Source organism: Paramagnetospirillum magnetotacticum MS-1 (assembly GCF_000829825.1).
Taxonomy (GTDB): Bacteria; Pseudomonadota; Alphaproteobacteria; order Rhodospirillales; family Magnetospirillaceae; genus Phaeospirillum; species Phaeospirillum magnetotacticum.
In genome coordinates, this window is record NZ_JXSL01000020.1 from 65,899 (window position 1) to 88,477 (window position 22,579).

The window sequence follows — 22,579 nt, forward strand, 5'->3', positions numbered from 1 at the left end:
GGCTGGACCCAATCTGTTGCGGTTGTGGCCGGAAGGTGCCACAAAAGGCCCGGTTCGGCCAAGTCAATCTTTGTTGCGGAAGGTTTCAATGGGCATGGGTTTGCTGGCGGTGCTGTTCGATCTGGACGGCACCCTGATTCACTCGCTTCCCGATCTGGTGGCGGCGGTCAACCGCCTGCTGGAGTCCGAGAGCCGTCAGCCTCTCGACGACCGGACGGTGATGTCTTTCGTGGGCGATGGGGCGGGGACTTTGGTGAGCAGGGCTTTCAAGGCCACCGGCGGCATGCCGGGGCCGGAGGTGGGGCCCTATCTCGAGCGCTTTCTGGCCGATTACGAGCCGCGCTCGGCGGAAAGTACCCGGCCTTGGCCCGGCGTGCCCGAGACCCTGGCCCGGCTGAAGGAGGCCGGGTTGAAGCTTGCGGTGTGCACCAACAAGCCCTCGCGCGCCACCGACGAGATCCTGGCCGCGCTGGACCTGGAGCGCTGGTTCGATCTGGTGGTGGGCGCCGACGACGCCCCGGCCATCAAGCCCGATCCGGCCCATGTCACCTGCATCCTCGACCGCTTGGGCGTGCCCGCCGCAAGGGCCGTGATGGTGGGCGATTCCGCCAATGACATCTTGTCGGCGCGGGCCGCTGGGGTGAGGAGCGTGGCGCTGTCCTTCGGCTATTGCCACGGGCCCGTGGCGGAGCTTGGCGCCGACTGGGTCATCGACGATTTCCGGGAACTATCCCATTTGCTTTTGGGGTAGCCCTCTTGCGTTGAAAGATGTTCGGGACCATGCTCTTTGAAGCCGATTTGTTGGGGGCACCGTGGTCGAGGGTAAAGGTCAGTCGTCGCAGCGGCGGATAGAGGAACTGTCGCAGCAGGTGGAGCGTCTTTCGCTCTATCAGGCCGTGTTCGACAATGCTTTCGAGGGCATGTTCGCCACGGATTGCGACAACCGCATCATCGCCGTAAATCCTGCTTTTACCGCCATCACTGGCTATACGGCCGAGGAGGCGGTGGGCAACGACCCCCATATGCTGAGTTCCGGGTTCCACGACCGGGCCTTCTACGAGGAAATGTGGGCCAAGCTCTCGTCCACCGGCTTGTGGCAGGGCGAGGTCATCGACCGCCACAAGGATGGTCGGCCGGTGCGCCTGTGGCTGTCCATCAGCTCGCAGCGCGATGCCGAGGGCAAGACGGCGCGCCGCATCGCCGTGTTCCGCGACGTCACCGAGGCGCGCGAGACGGCGGAACAGCTTTGGCAGCGCAGTAATTTCGATCCCCTGACCGAACTGCCCAACCGCAACCTGTTCCTCGACCGCCTGTTGCAGGCCCTGGTCCTGGCCGGGCGCGAGGGGTCCAAGGCGGCCATGCTGTTCATCGGGCTGGACGGCTTCAAGAACATCAACGATTCGCTGGGCCATTGGATCGGCGACAAGGTGCTGCAGGAGGCGTCTCGCCGCTTCCAGAATTGCCTGCGCCAGGGCGACACTGCGGCGCGCTTCGGCGGCGATGAGTTCACCGTGGTCCTGTCCGGCATCCGGGCCACCGCCGAGGTGGAAGCCGTGATCCGTTCGGTGCTGGAGGTGCTGCAGGAACCGTTCACGGTCGAGCATCACCATATCCTGATTTCGTGTTCCATCGGCGTCTGCCTGTGGCCCGGCGACGGCGAGGACGTGGAGGCCCTGATGCGCAACGCCACGGCGGCGCTGCAGCAGGCCAAGCAGGCCGGGCGCAATACCTTCCGCTTCTTCACCCCGGCCATGGATGCCCGCGCCCAGGCCCGCTCGCGTCTGGCCGATGAATTGTCCAGCGCCTTGGCCCAGGGCGAGTTCCATCTGGTCTTCCAGCCTCTTGTGGATGTGAAGACGGGCAAGGTGAACGCGGCCGAGGCGCTGTTGCGTTGGCACAACCGCTATCTCGGCGTGGTCAGCCCCGACCAGTTCGTGCCTTTGGCTGAGGAGATCGGCCTGATCCGCCCCATCGGCGAATGGCTGCTGACGGCGGCCTGCCGCGAGGCGCTGGTCTGGCAGGGCATGGGGCTGGGCGAGATCAATATCGCCGTCAACATCTCTCCCCGTCAGTTCCAGCAAGGCGATATCGTCGGCATCATCCGGCGCGCCCTGGAAGAGACCCGCCTGCCGCCCTGGCTGTTGACCATCGAGATTACCGAGGGCCTGCTGCTGTCCAATGGCGAGGAGATTCTGGCCAAGATGGAAACCATCCGCGCTCTGGGCGTCAGCCTGTCGGTGGATGATTTCGGGACCGGCTATTCCTCGCTGTCGTATCTCAAGAGCTTTCCCGTCGATGTGCTGAAGATCGACCGTTCGTTCATCGCCGATATGGGCGAACACAGCGACGACGCCACCATGGTCGAAGCCATCATCGCGCTCGGCCATTCGCTGCATCTGGAAGTGGTGGCCGAGGGCGTCGAGACCCAGCATCAGATGGATTTCATCACGAATCTGGGCTGTGACGTGGCCCAGGGCTATTTCTTCTCGCCGCCCTTGAGCGCGGCGCGGTTCCGCGAATTCGTACTCGAGCGCCAGGGCATTTCCGAGCCAGAGGGAAGTGTCGCCGTGGCGCCCCACGGTGTCCGGGTGCTGTTCGCCGACGACGTGGAACTGGCGCGGCTGGTGTTCCGCGATTTTCTCGAAGGCACCGGCTGTCTCATCGACGAGGCCGCCGACGGGGCCGAGGCCATCGCCAAGGCCTGCGCCGTGCGCAAGGATGGCGGCAACCGCCATCAGCTGATGGTCCTGGATTTGTGCATGCCCGGAACCGACGGGTTCGAGGCCGCGCGGGCCATCCGCCGGTTCGAGGCCGACAACGGGCTGGACCCGGTGCCGCTGATCGCGCTGACCGTGGACAATTCCGAAGACAGCCGCGACCGGGCGCGCCAGGCGGGTTTCGACCGCTTTCTGACCAAGCCCATTGCCCGTTCCGATCTGCTGGCCGCCATGGCAGAAATGCTGCCGCCCGCCAATACCGACTCGGCTCCGGCCGATGCGGGATTGGTGGCGGGCATCAACATTCCCACCGGGCTGGAGCATCTGTTGCCCGCCTTCATGGCCGAGATGCTGAAGGATCAGCAGACCCTGCGCAGTCTGGCCGAGGGGCGCGACCGCGCGGCACTGGCCGATCACGCCCATGCCATGCGCGGCAAGTGCGGCATGTTCGGGGAAGAGGTGCTTTATTCGTTGCTGGGCGATCTGGAAAGCCTGGCGCCCCAGGGCGACAGCGGCGAAATCACCCGTCTGGTCGCCAAGGTCGTTGAACGGGTCGGCCGCCTGTAGCACCATGGGCCCGGACCCAGGGCGGACACATCATGAAAATCACGCAGTTCACAGACTTTTCCATCCGTCTGCTCATCTATCTGTCGCGTCATCGCGACAGGGTTGTGACGGTGCGTGAAGTGGCTGAGTACTATGGAATTTCAGCCGAGCATCTGAAAAAGATCGTCCGCTCCCTAGCCGATCTGGGCCATCTCCAGACCGTGCGGGGCAAGCATGGGGGCCTGCGTCTGGCGCGCGAGCCGCGAGACATCGATATCGGCCGCTTGTTCCGCCAGCAGGAGAACCTCGCCCTGCTGCCCTGTCACGAGCCTTGCGACGGTTGCCCTATCGACGACTGCCGCCTGCGCGGGCTGGTCGATAATGCCCTGGCCGCCTTTCTGGCGGTGTTCGACGGCAAGTCGCTGGCGGATGTGATCTAAGGCGGCTGACCGCTTAGTAATTAGCCAGGGGATGGGACGGCGTTTCTTCCCCGTGATCGAGAAACTGCGCCTTGATGCGCAGGACCTCGGTCAGATCGCCAAGGAAGGCATCGATGCAGGCGGGGTCAAAATGGCGTCCCTTCTGCTCCGTCAGGAAAGCCACCGCCTTATCCACCGGCCAGGGAGTCTTGTAGGGCCGGGTCGAGGTCAGGGCGTCGAACACGTCGGCCACGGCCACGATTCGCCCTTCCAGGGGGATCTGGTCGCCCTTCAGGCCTTCGGGATATCCGCTGCCGTCGAATTTCTCGTGGTGGGTCCGGGCGATCAGGGCGGCCAGACGCACCAGTTGCGATGAGGAATCCTTGAGGATTTCCCAGCCATACATGGCGTGCTGCTTCATGACGGTGAATTCGGTCTCGGTCAAGCGGTCGGGCTTGAGCAAGATCATGTCCGGAATCCCCACCTTGCCCACGTCATGCATGGGTGCCGCCAGTTCCAGGCGTTCCACATCTTCGGGATTCATGCCCATGCGCCGGGCGATCAGGGAGGAATAGCGGGCCATGCGCTCGATATGGGCGCCGGTTTCCGGGTCGCGGTATTCCGCCGCCTTGGACAGGCGCATCACCAGTTCCTCGGCGGCGCGGTCGTGGAGCGCCAGACGCGATTTCCGAAGGGCCAGGAGGTTGCGGGTGCGCGCCATCAGTTCCGGCCCGTCAACGGGCTTGGTCAGGAAGTCGGCGGCGCCCAGATCCAGGGCCTGCTGACGGATTTCCCTGACATCCGACGTGGTCACCACCACCACCGGAACGTCTTGCATCGCGTCGCGCTGGCGGACCTGGCGGATGAAGTCCAGTCCGTCCATGCCCGGCATCATATAATCGGTGAGGATGATGTCGGGGGTATTGGTCTCGCACCAGGCCAGGGCGTCAAAGGCCGATTCCATGCAGACCACCTCGCAGCCCTCGATCTTGATCAGCCGGTGCTTGAGCAGCATCAAATTGGTGGGATTGTCGTCGATGAGCAGGGCGATCATGGCGCGTCCTTAAGAAGGCGGCAGGGCGTAAGCGGTGGTGGACAACTGTCCCGGCAGGGCCTCGATGCGGTCGTGAAGCTGGACCACCAGGGGGGCGACCCCCTCGCCGGCACGGGCGGCCTGTTCCAGGGCGAGGCAGGCGTCTCGCACGGCCATCAGGCCCAAACTGGCGGCGGCGCCCTTGATGGTATGGGCCTCGCGCCGGACCTTTTCCAGATCGCCTTCGGGCGCTGCCACCGCGGCGTTCGCATGGCGGGTGCGGGCGTCCTCCATGAACTTCACCAGGATCTCGACCACGGTATCGGCCTCGATATCGGCGGCCAGGGCATCCAGTACGTCCAGATCCACCGCCTTGGAATCCTGCGCGCTCGTCGGTTCGGCGGGCTTGGGTTCGGGGGCGCCCGAGTACTTGGCCAGCGCCTCGGCCAGTTTGTGCCGGTCGATGGGCTTGGAGATATAGCCGTCCATGCCTGCGTCGAAGCACATCTGGTCGTCGCCGCGCATGGCGTTGGCGGTCATGGCGACGATGGGAATCCGGGCGGCGGCAGACGCCAGCGACCGGATGGCCCGTGTGGCCTCCAGCCCGTCCATCTCGGGCATCTGCACATCCATCAGCACCACGTCATAGGGCAGCAGGCGCACCGCCTCCAGCGCTTCGGCGCCGTCGCCCACCACATCCACCGTATGGCCCAGCTTGCGCAGCAGGCCCAACGCCACCTGTTGGTTTACGGGATTGTCCTCGGCCACCAGGATGCGCAGCCGCTTGGCAGTGGAGTCGGGGGCGTTGTGCTCCTCGGCCGGGGCAGCGGGCTGTTCTTCCGGGCCGGAAAGGCCCAGCACCCGGCCGATGGTGTCGAGCAGGGTCGACTGGCGCAGCGGTTTGTGCAGGAAGGCGTCGATGGCCGGTTGCCCGTCCTGCTGCTCGGCGGGCATTCCCTGGGACGAGGTGACGATGATGCGGCTGCCGCCCAGCATGGGAATGGCGCGCATCATGCGCACCATCTCCGAACCGGTCACCACCGGCATCTGGGAATCGATCACCGCAACTTCCCAAGGCGTGCCCATGGCCGCCGCGCGGGTCAGTTCTCCCATGCCCGACCCGGCGTCGAGGCAGGCATGAACCTCCACACCGAAAGCCCGCAACTGGCGCTCGATGACGTCGCAATTGACCGGGTTGTCATCGACCACCAGCACGCGGTGTCCGGTAAGGTCGGGAGGCGCGGCCGATTGCGGCGCCAGCAGTTCCATGGGAACGCTCATCCAGAAGCGCGAGCCCTTGCCCGGCTGGCTTTCCAGTCCCACCTCGCCGCCCATGAGCTCGGCCAGCCGCCGACAGATGGCCAGGCCCAGGCCGGTGCCGCCGTAACGCCGTGCAGTGGAGGCATCCACCTGCATGAACATGGAGAACAGGCGGCCCTGGGCCTCGGGCGGAATGCCGATGCCGGTGTCGCGCACGTCGAAATGCACCATGGGCTGGGCGCCGGGGCGCTCTAACAGGGTGACCTCGATGGATACGCCGCCTTTTTCCGTGAACTTGACGGCATTGCCGCCCAGATTCATCAGGACCTGACGCAGGCGGCCGGGGTCCGAGCGCACCAGCATGCGCAGGCGGGGATCGATCAGACTGGCGATCTCGATGCCCTTGGCATGGGCGCGCGGCGCCAGGATATCGACGACGCTTTCCACCAGGGGGACCAGTTCGAACTCGGTATAGTCCAGATCCAGCTTGCCCGCCTCCATCTTGGAGAAGTCCAAGATGTCGTTGATGACGGTCAGCAGGGATTCGCCCGAATCGCGGATGGTCTCGGCGAAGTGGCGCTGTTCCTCGGTCAGCTTGGTGTCGAGCAGCAGGCCGGTCATGCCGATCACCCCGTTCATGGGGGTGCGGATCTCGTGGCTCATTGTGGCCAGGAACTCTGACTTGGTGCGGTTGCCCGCCTCGGCGGCTTCCTTGGCCTCGCGCAATTGGCGCTCCACCAGGCGGCGCTGGGTGATGTCGCGAAAGCCCAGCACCACGCCCACCTGATTGCCCTTGTCCATGACCGGCGAGGCGATGTACTCCACCGGCAGGGGCGATCCGTCGCGGCGCTTGAAGCTGGCCGTGTCGTCTCTGATGGAATCGGCCAGGCGCAGCAGGATCTGATACAGGCTCTCGGCGGTTTCCATATCCAGGGCCATGAGCGGCAAGATGTCGCTGCCCACCAGTTCGGCGGGCTCGAAATCCAGCAGCTTGGCGGCGGCGCGGTTGACGAAGGTGGCCCGTCCGTTGAGGTCGATGCCGACGATGCCGTCATCGACGCTTTCCAGAATGGAATTGTTGCGCTCGGCCAGGCGTTCGATTTCGGCCTGACTGGCCTTGAGCCGGTCGGCGGCCTCGATTTCCTCGGTGATGTCGGACGCGGTGCCGCGGTAGCCCTTGAACTCGCCAGACGGATCGAAGACCGGCTTGCCGTTGACGCGCAAAAAGCGGCCGGGCCCGTCCATATTCTTGGTGTGATAGACGAAATCGCGGAACGGGCGTCTGGCCTCCATGTCCGCCAGATTCTGCAGGCGGGCCTCCATGGGGGTGTCATCGGAGATCATCTCGTCGCGGGTATGGCCCACATAGTGGCTGGGCAAGGCGCGGGTGTGCTCGGTGAACTGGCCGGAAAAGCCGGTAAAGCGCAGATCGGGCCCCATCTCCCAGAACCAGTCCGAGGTGGACTGGGCAAAGTCGCGGAAGCGTTCCTCGCTTTCGGCCATCTCGCGCTCGATGCGTTTTCTCTCCGAGATGTCGCGCATGATCACCACGAATTGCGCCGATCCCGTGGGGGTCAGGTCGCCCGCCGCCAATTCGATGGGAAAGGAGGTGCCGCCCCGGCGCAACGCCATGCTTTCGCGGCCCAGATCGAATATGCGCTCCATGCCGCTGGACCCCGCCGCCTTGAGGGCGGCCAGGGGAATGAGCATGTCGATATTGTTGCCGATCACCTCGTCGCGCTCATAGCCGAAGATGGACAGCAGGGCGGGATTGACGCTGACCACGGTGCCGGTCTGGTCGGCGATGACGATGCCTTCGCCGACCGTGTTCAAGATGGCCTGGAGATGGGCCTTGGCCTGACGCCGCGATTCCTGGTTGGCGGCGCGCAGTTCCTCTTCCATCAGCCGGGCGGAGCGGTCGGACAGCCGCCGCTCCTTGTCGTGTTCCTCGTAGGAATCGCTGATCAGGCGCAGCAGGGTTTCGAAATCGGGCGCACCGCCCTCCCGGCCCCGTGAGGCACGGGCCAGCTGGCGCTGCAACAGGCGGTGAAGGGGGGCGGGCGTGGTCAATCAGCGCTCGGAGATGGTGGTGATGGTCATGGTCTGGTTGTGCAATTCGCACTTGCCGGTGAAGCCGTGGGGCGAAATCTCGCCGTAGGAGTAGAAGCCCATCAGGCTGGCCTCCTTGCCCAGCACGTCGGAGACGATTTCCACTTCCTCGGCGATGCGTTGTCCCATCAGCAGCTTGCGGCCGATGCAACTGACCAGCAGGCCCAGGCTGGGTCCCTTGATGGCGGCGGCGGCCTCGGCGGCTCGTCCGGCGCCATCCACCAGATTGTCGAAATTGCCCCGCATCAGCCGGGCCAGATGTCCGGTGGGCACATCACCGGCGAAGATCATGGACTTTGCCTCTTCGTCGATGCCGACGATGGTACGCACCACCTCGGCCCCGGCATCGTCACCCGATGGGCGGATGGACAGGGGGAACAGCAGGGCGCTGCCCGGCAATCCTTGAGCCTCCTCCCCCAGATAACGCTTGTAGAGGTCCAGCGCCGGTTCGCCGTCCAACTCGTAGAGCACATTGGCTGCCGAACGGGTGATGGTCCGTGGCGGACCGAACTCGTCCCAGCCGCCGAAGCTGCCATGGCCGATGGCAAGCGAGTCGCCGTAGAACCCCACCGCCGCCACTCTGCCGGGACGCATGGCGTCGCTACAGCCCACCGCCGTGGTCTGGAAGCGGGCGCCGTCTCCGGCCAATCCGCCGGTCACCACCACATCGGAAGTCACCGCCGACAGGCATCCGGCCACCAGGGAGTCGCCGTTGACCTTGGTGCCGTCGGACAGGATGAAGATGGCCCTCAAATCCTCGCCCGCCAATTCGCGGGCCAGGGCGGCGCCGGTTTCGCGCGATTGCGATACATCGGAAAGATCGCGGCTGGCCATCCGTACCGAGGCCTTGTCAAAGCCCAGGGCCGAGACCACGATCGAATCGTCGAGAACCTCGGGGCCGAGGATTTCACCGCCCGTGGTGCAGCCCAGGATGGGGGCGTTGCCATAGGCGACGCGAAGGTCGGCCAGGATGGATTCGGGCGTCAAGGCGCCGGGCGCCGCGAAGTAAAGCACCAAAGAAGCCTTGCCTGGGCTTGTTTCGGTAACCGTCCAGCCGCCCTCGGGCGTCCATAGCCGCTGCTCGATCCACATGGAATTTCCCTCCCCGGCTCCCGTGAAATATTTCGTATTCTAACGAGAGAATAGGAACGGAATATAACTTTCTCATTAACCGGGTGACAATGGCGAGCCGTGTCGGCGGTTCCTGGCGGGTTAGCGTTGCGTTACCCTCTGTTACTGACAGGCCGGTCGGCTGCGGTCATACTCCAGGCCAGTGGACTTCCCAGGAGTGGGCCTTGCCTTCCTTTGACTTGAAAAATCCCGTGTGGCGCAAGCGCGCGGCCCAGGCCGGAGGCCTGATCGTGGTCGCCGGTCTGGCTTTCGCGTTGTGGCCTTCGCCGCAGCCCTCCAAGACCAATGGGCGGCCGGGTGGCCCCGACGGGCGGCCAGTGGCCGTCACGGTGGCCGCCGCCGCCCGTCGCGACATGCCAATCTATCTCGACGCCATCGGCACGGTTCAGGCCTATAACACCGTCACCGTGCGCTCGCGCGTCGATGGCGAACTGGTGGAGGTGCTGTTCAAGGAAGGCCAGGATGTCCGCGCGGGCGATGTGCTGGCCCAGATCGATCCCCGGACCTACCGGGCGCAATACGAGCAGGCCCTGGCCACCCGCGACAAGGATTCCGCCCAGTTGGAAGCGGCGCGGCGCGATCTGGCCCGCTATGTCAGCCTGGGCGACCGCGTTTCAGGGCAAAGCGTCGATACCCAGCGCGCCCTGGTGCGTCAGTTGGAAGCCTCGGTGCGTGCCGACGAAGCCTCGGCCTCCAATGCCAAGACCATGCTGTCTTACACCGTCATCGCCGCGCCCATCGACGGGCGCACCGGCATGCGACTGGTGGACAGGGGCAATATCGTGCGGGCGTCGGACGCCACCGGTCTGGTGACGCTGACCCAGGTGCAGCCCATCTCGGTGGTCTTCACCCTGCCGCAGCAATCCTTAGGCGCGGTCAACGAGCGATTGCGCCAGGACGGCAAGCTTTCCGTCCAGGCCCTGCAGCCCGAGACCCGCGCCCTGGCCGATACGGGAGAGCTGGAACTGGTGGACAACCAGATCGACCAGACCACCGGCACCATCAAGCTGAAGGCGGTGATGCCCAATGCCGAGCGCAAGCTGTGGCCGGGCGGTTTCGTCAATGTGCGGCTGCTGTTGTCGGTGCGCAAGGACGGGCTGGTGGTCCCGGCCCAGGCGGTGCAGCGGGGCCCCCAGGGCACCTATGTCTTCGCGGTCAAGGAGGACCGCAGCGTTGAGATGCGCTCGGTCAAGGTGACCACCGTCGAGGCGGGTCAGGCCCTGCTCGACGATGGCCTGACCGAGGGCGATACCGTGGTGGTGGAGGGCACCGCCAAGCTGCAGCCCGGCTCGCGCATCAGCACGGGCGAGAAGGGGGCAGAGGGCCAAGGCGGCGAAGGTAAGGGCGGCGGCCAGCGGAAGGGACGCCCGGACAAGCAGCCATGAATTGCCGCGAACAGGGTTTCTATTTTCGTCATCCCGGGCGAAGCGAAGCGAAGACCCGGGATCCAGGGGGAGCGACTCCTGGATCCCGGCTCAAGGCCGGGATGACGAAATCGGGTAAGGCAGCGAAGCCATGAACGTCTCGGCGCCCTTCATCCGCCGTCCCGTCGCCACCTGGCTCTTGGCCTTCGCGGTGGTGCTGGCCGGTGTGCTTGGCTTTCGCATGTTGCCGGTCTCGGCTCTGCCCCAGGTGGACTTTCCCACCATCCAGGTGACCACCCAACTGCCGGGCGCCAGCGCCGAGACCGTCGCCACCCTGATCACCACGCCGCTCGAGCGTCAGTTCGGCCTGATTCCGGGCCTTGCCGTGATGACCTCCACCTCGTCCCAGGGCACCAGCGCGCTGACCCTGCAATTCGATCTTTCCAAAAGCATCGACGTGGCGTCGGAAGAAGTGCAGGCGGCCATCGACGCGGCCAGGGGCGTTCTGCCCACCCAACTGCCCTATCCCCCGGTCTATTCCAAGGTCAATCCCGCCGATCCGCCCATCATGACCCTGGCGCTGACCTCGGACAGCTTGCCCATTACGCGCTTGAACGACGTGGCCGACACCTTGCTGGCCCAGAAGCTCAGCCAGATCGGCGGCGTGGGCCGCGTGCTGATCGAGGGCGGCCAGCGCCCAGCGGTGCGCGTGCGCATGGATCCGGCCCGCCTTGCCGCCTATGGCCTGTCCCTGGAAGACGTGCGCTCGGCTTTGTCCAAGGCCAATGTGGACATGCCCAAGGGCAGCTTCGATGGCGTGGCCCAGGCCCTTTCCATCGGCGCCAACGACCAGATTTCCGACCCCCTGGCCTATCCCGCCCAGGTGGTGGCCTGGAAGAACAATGCTCCGGTGCGCATCTCCGATCTGGGCGATGTGGTGGAAGGCGTCGAGAATTCCCGCGTGGCGGGCTGGTTCGACGGCAAGCCCGCGGTGATCCTCAACATCCAGCGCCAACCGGGCGCCAATATCGTCGCCACGGTGGATCGCCTGCAGGCCAAGCTGCCCGAGTTGAAGCGGGGCGTGCCGACGGGCATCAAGCTTTCGGTTCTGGCCGATCGCACCGAGACCATCCGCGCCTCGGTGGCCGATGTGGAATTCACCCTGGTGCTGACCGTTATCTTGGTGATCGGGGTGATCTGGGCCTTTCTGCGGTCGGTGCGCGCCACGCTCATTCCCGCCGTCGCCCTGCCTTTGTCCCTGATTGGCACTTTCGGCGTGATGGCCCTGGCCGGGTTCAGCCTGGACAACCTGTCCCTGATGGCGCTGACCATCTCGGCCGGTTTCGTGGTCGACGACGCCATCGTGATGATCGAGAACATCGTGCGCTATATCGAGAAGGGCATGAAGCCCTTCGAGGCCGCCCTGGCTGGTGCCCAGGAAATCGGCTTCACCATCGTGTCGCTGACCGTTTCGCTGGTGGCGGTGTTCATTCCCTTGCTGTTCATGACCGGCATCGTCGGGCGGCTGTTCCGCGAATTCGCCCTGACGCTGGCCGTGGCGGTGGTGGTCTCGGCGGTGGTGTCGCTGACGCTCACTCCCATGATGTGCGCCCATCTGCTGAAGGGCGGCCACGAAGAGGCCAAGTCGGGCCGCTTTTTCGATGCCCTTCGTGATGCCTATGCCCGGTCGCTGGACTGGGTGCTGGGCCGACAGGTGGCGACCCTGTGGGTGGCCTTCGCCACCCTGGTCCTGACCATCGGGCTTTACGTCTTCATGCCCAAGGGCTTTTTGCCCACCCAGGATACCGGGGTGATCGTGGCGACCACCGATGCCCGCGCCGATGTGTCGTTTGCCACCATGATGGACATGCAGCGCCGGGTGTCCGATCTGGTGCGCACCGACCCCGATGTGACGGCGGTGGCCTCCTTCATCGGGGCGGGACCCATCAATCCCACCGCCAATACCGGCCAGATGACCATCGTCTTGAAGCCCAGGAAGCAACGTTCGGCTTCCGCCGAGCAGGTGATCGCCCGGCTGGCCGAGCTGGTGGCGCCGGTGGCCGGGATGGAGACGCATTTCCGCCCTGCCCAGGATATCCAGATCAGCCACCGCACCAGCCGCACCCAGTATCAGTATACGCTGACCGATATCGACGCCGCCGAACTGGCCCAATGGGTGCCCCAGATGGTGGAGCGGCTGAAAGCTTCGCCCTTGCTGATGGATGTGGCCACCGATTCCCAGGAAGGGGGGCTACAGGCCGAGATCCGCATCGACCGCGACAAGGCGGCGCGCCTGGGCGTGCTGCCCCAGGCCATCGACGACATCTTGTACGATTCTTACGGCCAACGTCAGATCTCCACCATCTATTCCCAGGTCAACCAGTACAAGGTGGTGCTGGAAGTGACGCCGGAATACCAGGGCGGGCCGGAGGCCCTGGGCTCGCTCTATGTGCGCTCGTCCAACGGCGCCCTGGTGCCGCTATCGGCGGTCTCCTCGGTGAGCCGGGCACGGGTGCCGCTGGTCATCACCCATCAGGGCCAGTTCCCGGCGGTGACCATCAGCTTCAATCTGGCACCGGGTGTGTCGCTGGGCGCCGCCACGGCTGCCATCGATGGTCTGCAGCAGGAGATGGGCCTGCCCGAGACCATCACCGGCGATTATTCCGGCGACGCCGCCGAGTTCCGCCGCTCGCTGGAAAGCCAGCCCTGGCTGATCGCCGCAGCCATGGTGGTGATCTACATCGTTTTGGGCGTGCTGTATGAAAGCACCATCCACCCGGTGACCATCATGTCCACCCTGCCATCGGCGGGGATTGGGGCGCTGCTGGCCTTGGCCGCCAGCGGGCACGATCTGTCCCTGGTGGGGCTGATCGGCATCGTGCTGTTGATGGGTATCGTCAAGAAGAACGCCATCATGATGATCGACTTTGCCATCGAGGCCGAGCGCCACCATGGCAAAAGCCCCAGGGAAGCCATCGTCAGCGCCAGCCTGCTGCGGTTCCGCCCCATCATGATGACCACCATGGCGGCCCTGCTGGGCGCCCTTCCGCTGGCCATCGACAGCGGAACCGGGGCCGAGCTACGGCGTCCGCTGGGCATTTCCATCGTCGGCGGTCTGGTGCTCAGCCAGATGATCACCCTTTACACCACCCCGGTGATCTATCTCGCCTTCGAACGGCTGAAGCGGCGATTCGCGCCCAAGGCCCTGGAGCAGGCGCCATGAGGGCAGCTCTCCGTCATCCCGGCCGTAGCGGAGCGGAGAGCCGGGATCCAGAGGGGGCGACTCCTGGGCCCCGGGTCTCGCGTTGCTCGCCCGGGGTGACGAAGGACACGGTCCCATGAACGGCGGCGGCTTCTCCGCCATCTTCATCCGCCGCCCGGTGGCGACAATGTTGCTGGCGGTGGGGCTGTTCCTCACCGGCATGGTGGCCTTCGACCGGTTGCCCGTGGCGCCGCTGCCCAAGGTGGACTTTCCCACCATCTCGGTCTCGGCCCGGCTGCCGGGAGCGGACCCCGCCACCATGGCCGCCACGGTGGCGGCGCCGCTGGAGCGCCGTCTGGGGGAAATTCCCGGCGTCTCGGAGATGACGTCCACCAGCACGCAAGGCTCAACCTCCATCACCGTGCAGTTCGATCTGGACCGGTCCATCAACGGCGCCGCCCACGACGTGCAGGCGGCCATCAACGCCGCCGCCTCGGATCTGGCCATCGATCTGCCGTCGCCCCCCACCTACCGCAAGATCAATCCGGCGGAAGCGCCCATCATGATCCTGGCGGTGACCTCGGATTCGCTGACATCGGCCAAGGTCTTCGATGCCGCCGACGCCATCATGGCCAGCCGCATCTCCCAGGTGGAGGGCGTGGCGCAGGTGTCCTTGAGCGGTGCCGAAAAGCCCGCCGTCAGGGTCCGCGTCAATCCCGGCCAACTGGCCGCCATGGGCGTCGGGCTCGAAGATGTGCGCACGGCCCTGGCCAACGCCAATGTCAACATCCCCAAGGGCAGCCTGGATGGGGCCTTCGAGGCCATGAGCATCGGCGCCAACGACCAGCTTTTCACGGCAAGCGCCTATGCGCCCTTGATCATCAAATCCTCCAATGGCGCCATCGTGCGCCTTTCGGCGGTGGCCTCGGTGGTGGATTCGGTGGAGAACACCCGCCTGGGCGGCTGGTTCAACCGCGACAAGGCCGTGCTGATCATCATCAGCAAGCAGCCGGGCGCCAATGTGGTCGAGACGGTGGACCGTATCCGGGAGATCCTGCCCCAATTGCGGCGCTGGATGCCGGCGGGCACCAAGGTGTCGGTGGTTTCGGACCGCACCGTCAATATCCGCGGCAATCTGGACGATGTGGAGACCACGCTGGCCATTTCCATCGGGCTGGTGGTGATGGTGGTCTATCTGACGCTGGGGCGCATGACGCCGACCCTTGCCGCCTCGGTAACGGTGCCGTTATCCCTGGCCGCAACCTTCGCCTTCATGTGGCTGGTGGGCTACAGCTTGAACAACATTTCGCTGATGGCGGTGACCATCTCGGTGGGGTTCGTGGTCGATGACGCCATCGTCATGATCGAGAACATCACGCGCCACATGGAAAAGGGCGAAGGGCCGCTGGAAGCCGCCATCAAGGGCTCGAAGGAGATCGTCTTCACGGTGGTCTCCATCACCATGTCCCTGGTGGCGGTGTTCATCCCGCTGCTGTTCATGGGCGGCATCCTGGGCCGTTTGTTCCGGGAATTCGCCGTGACGCTCTCTGTGGCCATCGTCGTCTCGGCCATCGTGTCGCTGACCGTGACGCCCACTTTGTTCGGCCATCTGATGGTGCACGCCAAGCCCCGACCCCTGTCCGGTCTGGCCAAGCTGGGCGACGCGGCCATGGCCTGGCTGGAGGCCGCCTATGAGCGCAGCCTGGCCCGCGCCCTGGCCCATCGCATGGTGATGCTGGGCGTGACGCTCGGTACAGTGGGTCTGACTGTGTTCCTCTATGGTCAGGTGGCCAAGGGCTTCTTTCCGCCCCAAGATACCGGGATGATCTTGGTCAGCGTCGAAGGCCGGGTCGACGTATCGTTTCGCACCATCGCCGAGCGTCAGCAGAAAGTGGCCGAGGTGGTACTCTCCGACCCGGCGGTGGAGGGAGTGGGGTCCTTCGTCGGCTCGGGCGGTCCGGGTGGCGCGGGCAACACAGGGCGCATGTTCGTCGACCTGAAGCCACTGGGCGAACGCAAGGAATCCGCCCAGGACGTCATCAACCGCCTGCGGCCCAAGCTGGGCCGGGTCGAGGGCGTCGCGGTCTTCCTGATGGCGGGTCAGGATATCCGTATCGGCGGGCGCATGGGCAAGGCCCAGTTCCAGTTCGTGCTGTTCAGCGAATCCCTGGAAGAGTTGCGCGAATGGACGCCTAAACTGTTGGCGCGCCTGAAATCAGAGCCGGGGCTGGTCGATGTCTCCTCGGATCAGGATGCGGCCATTCCCCAGATGCAGGTGGTGGTGGACCGCGACGCCGCCGCGCGCATGGGCGTGTCCATGAACGACGTGGATCAGGTGCTGCAGAACGCTTTCGCCCAACGGCAGGTCTCGACCATCTATACCCAGCGCAACCAGTACAAGGTGGTGCTGGAACTGGACCCCCGCTTCCAGGAGGACCCGTCCTCGCTCCATCTGCTGTGGGTCAAGTCCAAGGATGGCGGGCAGGTGCCGCTGGATTCGCTCGCCCATTTCGAGACCACCACCGCACCAGTGTCGGTGGCCCATCAGGGTCAGTTTCCCGCAGCGACGCTCACCTTCAATCTGGCGCCGGGCGTGCCGCTGGGCGATGCGGCGTTGCGGCTGCAGAGTGCTGCGCGCGAGATCGGCTTGCCTGCGGGCGTTCGTTGGGAGTTCGCGGGCAATGCCAAGGTCTTCGCCGAGTCATTGAAGGACCAGCCCGTGCTGATCCTGGCGGCCCTGCTGGCCATCTATATCGTGCTGGGTGTGCTGTATGAGAGCCTTTTGCACCCCATCACCATCATCTCCACCCTGCCCTCGGCGGGAATCGGAGCGCTGTTGGCTCTGATGGGGACCAATACCGAACTGACGCTGATCAGTGTCATCGGCGTCTTCCTGCTGATGGGCATCGTCAAAAAGAACGGCATTCTGATGGTGGACTTCGCCATCGAGGCCGAACGCCGGGGCGCCAAGCCTCTGGACGCCATTCTGGACGCCTGCCGTACCCGCTTTCGCCCCATCATCATGACCACGCTGACCGCGCTTTTGGGCGCCGTGCCCCTGGCCCTGGCCTCGGGGCCGGGTGGAGCGCTGCGCCGCCCGCTGGGCATCGCCATCGTCGGCGGTCTGGTGCTGTCGCAACTGCTGACCCTTTACACCACGCCGGTGGTCTATCTCTGGCTGGCGCGGCTGGCGGCGTGGCGCAAGGGGAGGGTGGCGGCATGAGGTCTGGGTTACAGATCGTCCTCGCCGGTTGCGGCCAGCCGGGCCAGCCGTGTCACCGTGGTGGGATGCACCCCCAATTCGCGGGCGATGGAGGCCGCCGTGCGGCCCGACGCCAGTTCGCTGGCGATCAGGCTGATGCGGGCCGGGTCCAGCTTGCGCGGGCGGCCGGGCCTCGCCCCCGACAGGGCGGCTTCGTAAAGTCCCGCATTGCGCCGTTCGGCGAGAACGCGGCTTTCGAACTCGGCGAAGGCGGCCAGCACATTGCGCGCCGCCGGGATGGAGGTGTCGATCTTCTCGAGCACCAGCCGCAAGGTGGCGCCGCGCGCATGCACATGGCGCGACACGCGCAGCACCTCGCTCACCGAAGGGGCCAGATGGGCGATGGACGGCGACACCAGCACATCGCCATTGGCCAAAGTGCTAAGCAGCTGGGTGCGGGCCATGTAGCGTCCCACCTCGTCCGTTTCGATGCGCAGGCAGCGCTCGGCCCGCAGCACGGCGGTGGGGGCCGCCTCTTCGCCGCCATCGATCTTGCGGAAATAGCCGACGATCATGATTCAACCGCTTTCCTGTCGCAGAAGCGGGATGGTAGCCGCTTTCCTCAGTCTGTCCACATGTTTCGCACGGTCTTTTCGCAGGGCATGTGTCTGGCGGGTCATATTTGTGCTGCCATGTATCGGCAAGGCAAGCCGCGTCATCCAGAGTTTCGCAGCTATATTTCGCAGGGAGGCTGTGAATGGGGTGTGAAAGCCCTCGGCGGGTTTTGTTTCAATTTGATCAACAAGGCCTGGCGGTTGAATCGTCAAGACCCTCGGGTATCGGCTGGACCGATCCTTTCGTGGTGCCTCCGCAGGGCTGGCGATACCAAGAACGTATGCCCCTCCGCGGAAGCTGCCCACAGGATAAACTCGGTAATTTCGCACGATGCGGCGGACGGGTATGGGGCCGCCTTTCTGTCATGCGATCGGCTGAAAGATCAGGATTTTGGATTTTACAGTATAATTATGCAGGGAAGTCGTGAACGCCTTGTAAGCGGGACACGACGCTTTCGTTATCGTAACATCAACAGTGCTGCGCAGGGCTGCCAGGAGTTCCCGCCGTGACCAGAATCGCCGTTTCCGCCCTTGCCCTCGTGCTGCTGTCGGCTTGTTCCATGGGTGACGAATATGTCAGGCCCGCCACGCCGCCGCCCGCCGGGTGGAAGAATGCGGCCCAGGGCAATGTCTGGCCCGGCGCTGATTGGTGGCGGCAATTCGGCTCGGCCCGTCTGGACGAGTTGATGGCCAGGGCGCGCGCCGCCAATTTCGATCTGGCCGCCGCTACGGCACGGGTCCGGCAGGCGGATGCCCAACTGGGCATCGCCGGGGCTTCGCTCTTGCCGTCGGTGTCGGCTTCGGCCAGCGAGACGCGGGCGCGGGGCTCACAGGCGGCCAGTACCAGCTCCGTTTCCAAGGCGCGTCACACCACCACCTCCAGCGCCACGCTGACGGCCAGCTACGAGATCGATTTCTGGGGCAAGAACGCGGCCGCCGTGGATGCGGCCCAGGCGGCGGCCGAGGCCTCGCGCTTCGATCTTCAGACCGCGACGCTGACCGCCCAGTCGGGGGTGGCGACCACCTATTTCGAGATCCTGGGATTGGCCGAGCGCATCCGTCTGGTGCGCGAATCCATCACCAATTCCGAGGGCATCCTGGCGGTGTTCCGCGACCGCCAGCGGGCGGGAACCGCCACCTCGCTGGACGTGGCCCAGCAGGAAAGCGTGCTGGCGACCCAAAGGGCGACCCTGGCGCCCATGGAACGCCAGATGCGCCAGGACTATAACGCCCTGGCCATCCTGACGGGGCGCATGCCCGAGGAGTTCGGACTGGTTCCCGAGACTCTGGCGGATCTGCGCGTTCCCGTGGTGGGCGCGGGGCTGCCGTCGGAACTGTTGGCGCGGCGTCCCGACGTGCAATCGGCCGAGGCGAGCTTGCGCGCCGCCAATGCCGATATCGCCGCCGCCCGCGCCGCGTGGTTCCCCGCCATATCGCTGACCGGCACGGGCGGCTTTCAGAGTCTTGACCTGATGAAGATGATGACGGCGCAAAGCCTGCTGTGGTCGGTGGCGTCCTCGGCCACCCAGGTGATCTTCGATGGTGGCAAGATCGCGGGCACCGTCGAGCAGAAGCGCGCCCGCTTCGAGGAACTGTCCCAGACCTACCGCAAGGCGGTGGCGTCCTCCTTCTCCGACGTGGAGAACGCCTTGATCGCGGTGGAGAAGGCGGTGGAAGAGGTGGAGGCCCAGCGGGTCGCCGAGGCCACCTCGCGCCGCGCCTTCGAGATCGCTCAGGCCCAGATGGCCGGCGGCATCGTCGATGTGACCACCGTGCTCAATACCCAAAAGACCCTGTTCACCGCCCAGGACAGCCTGGCCCAGGCGCGGCTGTCCCAGCTTCAGGCCATCGTCGGCCTGTACAAGGCCCTGGGCGGCGGCTGGAAGGCGGGCTGAGCCGAAAACCATGTCGCGCCAATTTGCCGATCACGTTTGCGATATGCTTTCGCCCTTAGGCGAGGTGACGGCGAGCGCCATGTTCGGCGGTTTCGGCATCTATCTCGACGGCTTGATGTTCGCCCTGATCGCCTGGGACACGCTGTATCTCAAGGCCGATGACCGCAACAGCGCCATGTTCGAGGAGGCGGGTTCAGCGCCGTTCAAGCCCTGGGAGGACAAGCCCATGGTCATGCCCTATTGGGAGGTCCCCGCCGATGTCATGGAAGAGGCCGCCCAGTTGTGCGCCTGGAGCCGCGCCGCCTTCGACGCGGCGCTAAGGACCCGCAAGCCGAAGAAGCCAAAAAGGCCGAGTCTTTCCTCTGGCAAACGGACGCGCTGAGGCTCACTCTTCATCGACTGCGTCTTAGTCGCAAAAGAGCGTCTCCATGCCTGACCGCCTGCGCGTTCCCGTCTGCAAGCCCGCCCCGCCGCCCGCCAATATTCCGGCCGATGACGGCCATCGCCGCCCCATCGCCTTGTCCATCTGGCGCGGCCTGCGGCGGCGGTGCCCCCGGTGCGGGGTGGGGGAGTGCCTGGAAGGCTATCTGGCCATCCCGGTCGCCTGCGCCTTTTGCGGCGAACGGCTGGGCCATATCAAGGCCGATGACGGTCCGGCCTATTTCACGGTGCTGATCGCCGGTCATGTGACGGTGCCGCTGATTCTGGCCGCCGAACAGGCCTGGCATCCGCCGCTGGAGGTCCAGATGGTGGTGGCGCTGGGAGGGCTGGGACTGCTGATCTGGCGCCTGCTGCCCCGCATGAAGGGCGCGGTGCTGGGCCTGATGTGGGCGCACGGGCTGAAGGGCGACGAGGTCCAGGGCGACGTGGAGCGCCATGGTTAAGGAAAACACCCGGTCTCGCCGAGACCGGGTTGGGCCCAAAGGGCTGCGCCGCTCATGCCGATGCTTGCGCCCGGCGATTGAGGGTCATTAAGAAGATTTCAGTTGGCCACCAGGCGATAGCCCACGCCGTGCACGGTGAGGATGATGGCGGGATGGCGCGAATCCGCCTCGATCTTGCGGCGTAGGCGTCCCACCAGCACGTCGATGGTGCGATCGATGACCGCCTCGCCATCATGCTGGGTCAGATCGAGAAGCTGGTCGCGGGTCAGCGCCCGGCCAGCATTGCGGGCCAGGGCGGCCAGCACGTCGAATTCGCCGCGGGTGAGGCGGACCTGCTCGCCCGTCGGTGAGGCCAATTGGCGGGCATCGCAATCCAGGCGCCATCCGGCGAAGCTGTGGATTCCCGTGGCGGAGCGTTCGGCGGCCATGGTGGGGGCGACGCGGCGTTGCAGGTTGCGCACGCGCACCGCCAGTTCACGGGGATTGAACGGCTTGGTGATATAGTCGTCGGCGCCAATCTCCAGCCCGACGATGCGGTCGGTCTCGTCTTGGCGCGCAGTCACCAGGATGATGCCCACCGAGGATTTGGCCCGCAGTTCGCGCGCCAGGATCAGGCCGCTCTCATCGGGAAGGTTGATGTCGAGCAGCACCACATCGGGCACCGTGCGCGACACGATTGCCTTCATATCCTTGGCGTCGGCGGCCTCGCTGACCTGGAAGCCCTCACCCGTCAGATAGGCCGCGAGCTTTGCGCGGGTGACGGGTTCATCCTCGACGATTAAGACGTGTGCTTTTGTCGACACTGCATTCTCCGGCCGACGGCCTTTCAAGTATTCATCACTCGTTTACAGGGTATTGGCGCGCAATTCAATCACTGCCGTAATTCCGTTGTGAAGTTGGGCCTATAAAAGCTCCACTGGATTTCCCGCCCGGGGCTGGCGGGGCGCAAATGGGGGCAGGCAGGGTGTTGTCGCGGCATATTCCACTGATAGGGCGCCTGGATGACGGAAACGGCTTTGGCCGGGCTTCCGCCGTGGTCGGCGCCATGGTGGTCGTGCTGTTTTGGCTGAGCCTCGGCTTCGATTCCGGCGTGGGCCGGCCCTTCGAGATCCCTGCTGGACCTCAGGCCGCCGATGGGGGGCGGATTGGGGGCTCGATCATTGCTGCCCTGGTCTTGCTGGGCGGCGGCGGGTTGTTCCTGATGCTGATGCAGGCGGTGCTTTGGCAGCGGCGGACGGCCCAACGGCTGCGTCTACGGGAATCCGAACTGGCCGAACAGCGCGACAGGCTTCGCCGCTATGTGGCGGATCTGGAGCGCATCGCCGACGTGGCCGCCCACGATTTGCAAGAGCCCCTGCGCCGCATGGTGTCCTATTCCCAGCTTCTGGCCAGCCACGACAAGACGGGCTGCGACGATGACGTCAGGGATTATGTCGGCCATGTGGTCGACGGCGCTCGGCGCATGCGCGCTCTGGTGAGCGGTCTTCAGGAATTCGTGGCGGTGGATTCGCTTCCCCGCACCGGCGAGGTGAGTTCCGCCTGGGTCGCCATGGCTGTGGCCCGGCAGCGGCTGGACGACGTTTTGGCCGAAGCCGGGGCGACCCTGGTGGTCGATCCCCTGCCCGAGGTCGAGGCCGATCCGGCCTCTCTGGTCGAGATTTTCGTCCAGTTGCTGGACAATGCGGTGCGTTATCGCTCGTCCGAACGCCGTCCGGTGATCCACGTTTCGGTGGTCCGTGACGGCGACATGGCCAAGATCTTGGTCTGTGACAACGGTGTCGGCATCGATCCGGCGCGGGTCGTGCGCATGTTCGAGATTTTCTACCGGCCCCACGGCGGTGACGGGCGTTTGGCTCCCGGCATCGGTACCGGTCTGGCCGTTGTTCGCAGGCTGGTCGAGCGCCTGGGCGGCGCCGTCTGGGTCGAGTCGGAAGACGGAATCGGAAGTTCGTTCGGTTTCAGCCTGCGGCTGGGCAGCGCTCCGTCGCCGCGGGAGGACGAGAACAGGGCCGCCTGAATGGCGGCGGAAAAAGGGGGGGCAAAGCCTTAGGGTAATGCTTCCTCGGCGGCACGGTCAGCTTGCGGCAATCCCCGAACCCCAAGGCCGCGGGCAGGATCGTAAGAGGAGGGGGTGCCCCCAACGCCCCCTCCTCGCAGCCGCCGGAAATTCAAGGAACGTTCCTTCGCGGCCATCCCCGAACCC

The 22,579-nt window shown here is 65.3% G+C and carries 15 protein-coding genes; 10 read left to right on the forward strand and 5 right to left on the reverse strand.

The features are described 5' to 3' along the window. The first annotated feature begins 88 nt into the window (after positions 1-88). The 3 genes from gph to CCC_RS02755 all read left to right on the forward strand — a co-directional run bounded on the left by gph (position 89) and on the right by CCC_RS02755 (position 3,703). On the forward strand, positions 89-751 hold the full coding sequence (gph, locus tag CCC_RS02745; RefSeq protein WP_009869533.1) for a phosphoglycolate phosphatase: 663 nt from the start codon (positions 89-91) through the stop codon (positions 749-751). Positions 752-812: 61 nt separating this feature from the next. Next, on the forward strand, positions 813-3,284 hold the full coding sequence (locus CCC_RS02750) for an EAL domain-containing protein (protein WP_041039695.1): 2,472 nt from the start codon (positions 813-815) through the stop codon (positions 3,282-3,284). Positions 3,285-3,316: 32 nt separating this feature from the next. Beyond that, the gene (locus tag CCC_RS02755; protein ID WP_009869535.1) at positions 3,317-3,703 is read left to right on the forward strand and encodes an RrF2 family transcriptional regulator; all 387 of its coding nucleotides are present in this window, start codon (positions 3,317-3,319) and stop codon (positions 3,701-3,703) included. A gap of 13 nt (positions 3,704-3,716) precedes the next feature. Here CCC_RS02755 and CCC_RS02760 read toward each other — a convergent pair whose 3' ends face one another. The 3 genes from CCC_RS02760 to CCC_RS02770 are packed head-to-tail and all read right to left on the reverse strand — an operon-like array spanning position 3,717 to position 9,176. Then, positions 3,717-4,736 carry an HD domain-containing phosphohydrolase gene (locus CCC_RS02760; RefSeq protein ID WP_009869536.1) on the reverse strand — a complete coding sequence of 340 codons (1,020 nt, stop codon included), beginning with the start codon at positions 4,734-4,736 and terminating at the stop codon, positions 3,717-3,719. Between the two features lie 9 nt (positions 4,737-4,745). Continuing rightward, entirely contained in the window at positions 4,746-8,045 is a 3,300-nt protein-coding gene (locus CCC_RS21000) for a PAS domain S-box protein (RefSeq protein WP_009869537.1), read from the reverse strand. Further along, complete coding sequence (locus CCC_RS02770; protein WP_041039697.1) at positions 8,046-9,176, reverse strand: FIST signal transduction protein; 1,131 nt, start codon at positions 9,174-9,176, stop codon at positions 8,046-8,048. Between the two features lie 203 nt (positions 9,177-9,379). Between CCC_RS02770 and CCC_RS02775 the strand changes: the two genes are divergently transcribed. The 3 genes from CCC_RS02775 (at position 9,380) to CCC_RS02785 (ending at position 17,004) form a co-directional block, all read left to right on the forward strand. Further along, a complete protein-coding gene (locus CCC_RS02775; protein ID WP_041039699.1) occupies positions 9,380-10,600 on the forward strand; it encodes an efflux RND transporter periplasmic adaptor subunit in 1,221 nt (406 codons plus the stop codon). A 130-nt stretch (positions 10,601-10,730) separates the two neighbouring features. Next, entirely contained in the window at positions 10,731-13,802 is a 3,072-nt protein-coding gene (locus tag CCC_RS02780) for a multidrug efflux RND transporter permease subunit (protein WP_041039701.1), read from the forward strand. 115 nt (positions 13,803-13,917) lie between these two features. Continuing rightward, positions 13,918-17,004 carry an efflux RND transporter permease subunit gene (locus CCC_RS02785; protein ID WP_041039703.1) on the forward strand — a complete coding sequence of 1,029 codons (3,087 nt, stop codon included), beginning with the start codon at positions 13,918-13,920 and terminating at the stop codon, positions 17,002-17,004. Between the two features lie 8 nt (positions 17,005-17,012). Here CCC_RS02785 and CCC_RS02790 read toward each other — a convergent pair whose 3' ends face one another. Then, complete coding sequence (locus CCC_RS02790) at positions 17,013-17,558, reverse strand: recombinase family protein (protein ID WP_009869804.1); 546 nt, start codon at positions 17,556-17,558, stop codon at positions 17,013-17,015. A 545-nt stretch (positions 17,559-18,103) separates the two neighbouring features. Here CCC_RS02790 and CCC_RS02795 point away from each other — a divergent pair. Genes CCC_RS02795 through CCC_RS02805 form a run of 3 tightly spaced genes read left to right on the forward strand, consistent with a single transcriptional unit; the run spans position 18,104 to position 20,376 of the window. Continuing rightward, entirely contained in the window at positions 18,104-19,492 is a 1,389-nt protein-coding gene (locus CCC_RS02795) for an efflux transporter outer membrane subunit (RefSeq protein WP_041039706.1), read from the forward strand. 10 nt (positions 19,493-19,502) lie between these two features. Beyond that, positions 19,503-19,874 (forward strand): TfoX/Sxy family protein, encoded by a 372-nt coding sequence (locus CCC_RS02800; RefSeq protein ID WP_041039708.1) that lies wholly within the window; start codon positions 19,503-19,505, stop codon positions 19,872-19,874. 46 nt (positions 19,875-19,920) lie between these two features. Further along, complete coding sequence (locus CCC_RS02805; RefSeq protein ID WP_009869801.1) at positions 19,921-20,376, forward strand: DUF983 domain-containing protein; 456 nt, start codon at positions 19,921-19,923, stop codon at positions 20,374-20,376. 98 nt (positions 20,377-20,474) lie between these two features. On the opposite strand, the gene CCC_RS02810 is transcribed toward CCC_RS02805, so the two are convergent. Next, the gene (locus CCC_RS02810; protein WP_009869800.1) at positions 20,475-21,179 is read right to left on the reverse strand and encodes a response regulator; all 705 of its coding nucleotides are present in this window, start codon (positions 21,177-21,179) and stop codon (positions 20,475-20,477) included. A 146-nt stretch (positions 21,180-21,325) separates the two neighbouring features. Here CCC_RS02810 and CCC_RS02815 point away from each other — a divergent pair, with 146 nt between their 5' ends. Continuing rightward, complete coding sequence (locus tag CCC_RS02815; protein ID WP_236686284.1) at positions 21,326-22,393, forward strand: sensor histidine kinase; 1,068 nt, start codon at positions 21,326-21,328, stop codon at positions 22,391-22,393. Positions 22,394-22,579 lie beyond the last annotated feature (186 nt).

Excerpts from the sequence above, each read along its gene's own strand:
- CCC_RS02800 (WP_041039708.1), top strand. The coding sequence starts at position 19,503 with ATGTCGCGCCAATTTGCCGATCACGTTTGCGATATGCTTTCGCCCTTA.
- CCC_RS02755 (WP_009869535.1), top strand. The coding sequence starts at position 3,317 with ATGAAAATCACGCAGTTCACAGACTTTTCCATCCGTCTGCTCATCTAT.
- CCC_RS02805 (WP_009869801.1), top strand. The coding sequence starts at position 19,921 with ATGCCTGACCGCCTGCGCGTTCCCGTCTGCAAGCCCGCCCCGCCGCCC.
- CCC_RS02790 (WP_009869804.1), bottom strand. The coding sequence starts at position 17,558 with ATGATCGTCGGCTATTTCCGCAAGATCGATGGCGGCGAAGAGGCGGCC.
- CCC_RS02785 (WP_041039703.1), top strand. The coding sequence starts at position 13,918 with ATGAACGGCGGCGGCTTCTCCGCCATCTTCATCCGCCGCCCGGTGGCG.
- CCC_RS02770 (WP_041039697.1), bottom strand. The coding sequence starts at position 9,176 with ATGTGGATCGAGCAGCGGCTATGGACGCCCGAGGGCGGCTGGACGGTT.
- gph (WP_009869533.1), top strand. The coding sequence starts at position 89 with ATGGGCATGGGTTTGCTGGCGGTGCTGTTCGATCTGGACGGCACCCTG.
- CCC_RS02780 (WP_041039701.1), top strand. The coding sequence starts at position 10,731 with ATGAACGTCTCGGCGCCCTTCATCCGCCGTCCCGTCGCCACCTGGCTC.
- CCC_RS02760 (WP_009869536.1), bottom strand. The coding sequence starts at position 4,736 with ATGATCGCCCTGCTCATCGACGACAATCCCACCAATTTGATGCTGCTC.
- CCC_RS02815 (WP_236686284.1), top strand. The coding sequence starts at position 21,326 with ATGGGGGCAGGCAGGGTGTTGTCGCGGCATATTCCACTGATAGGGCGC.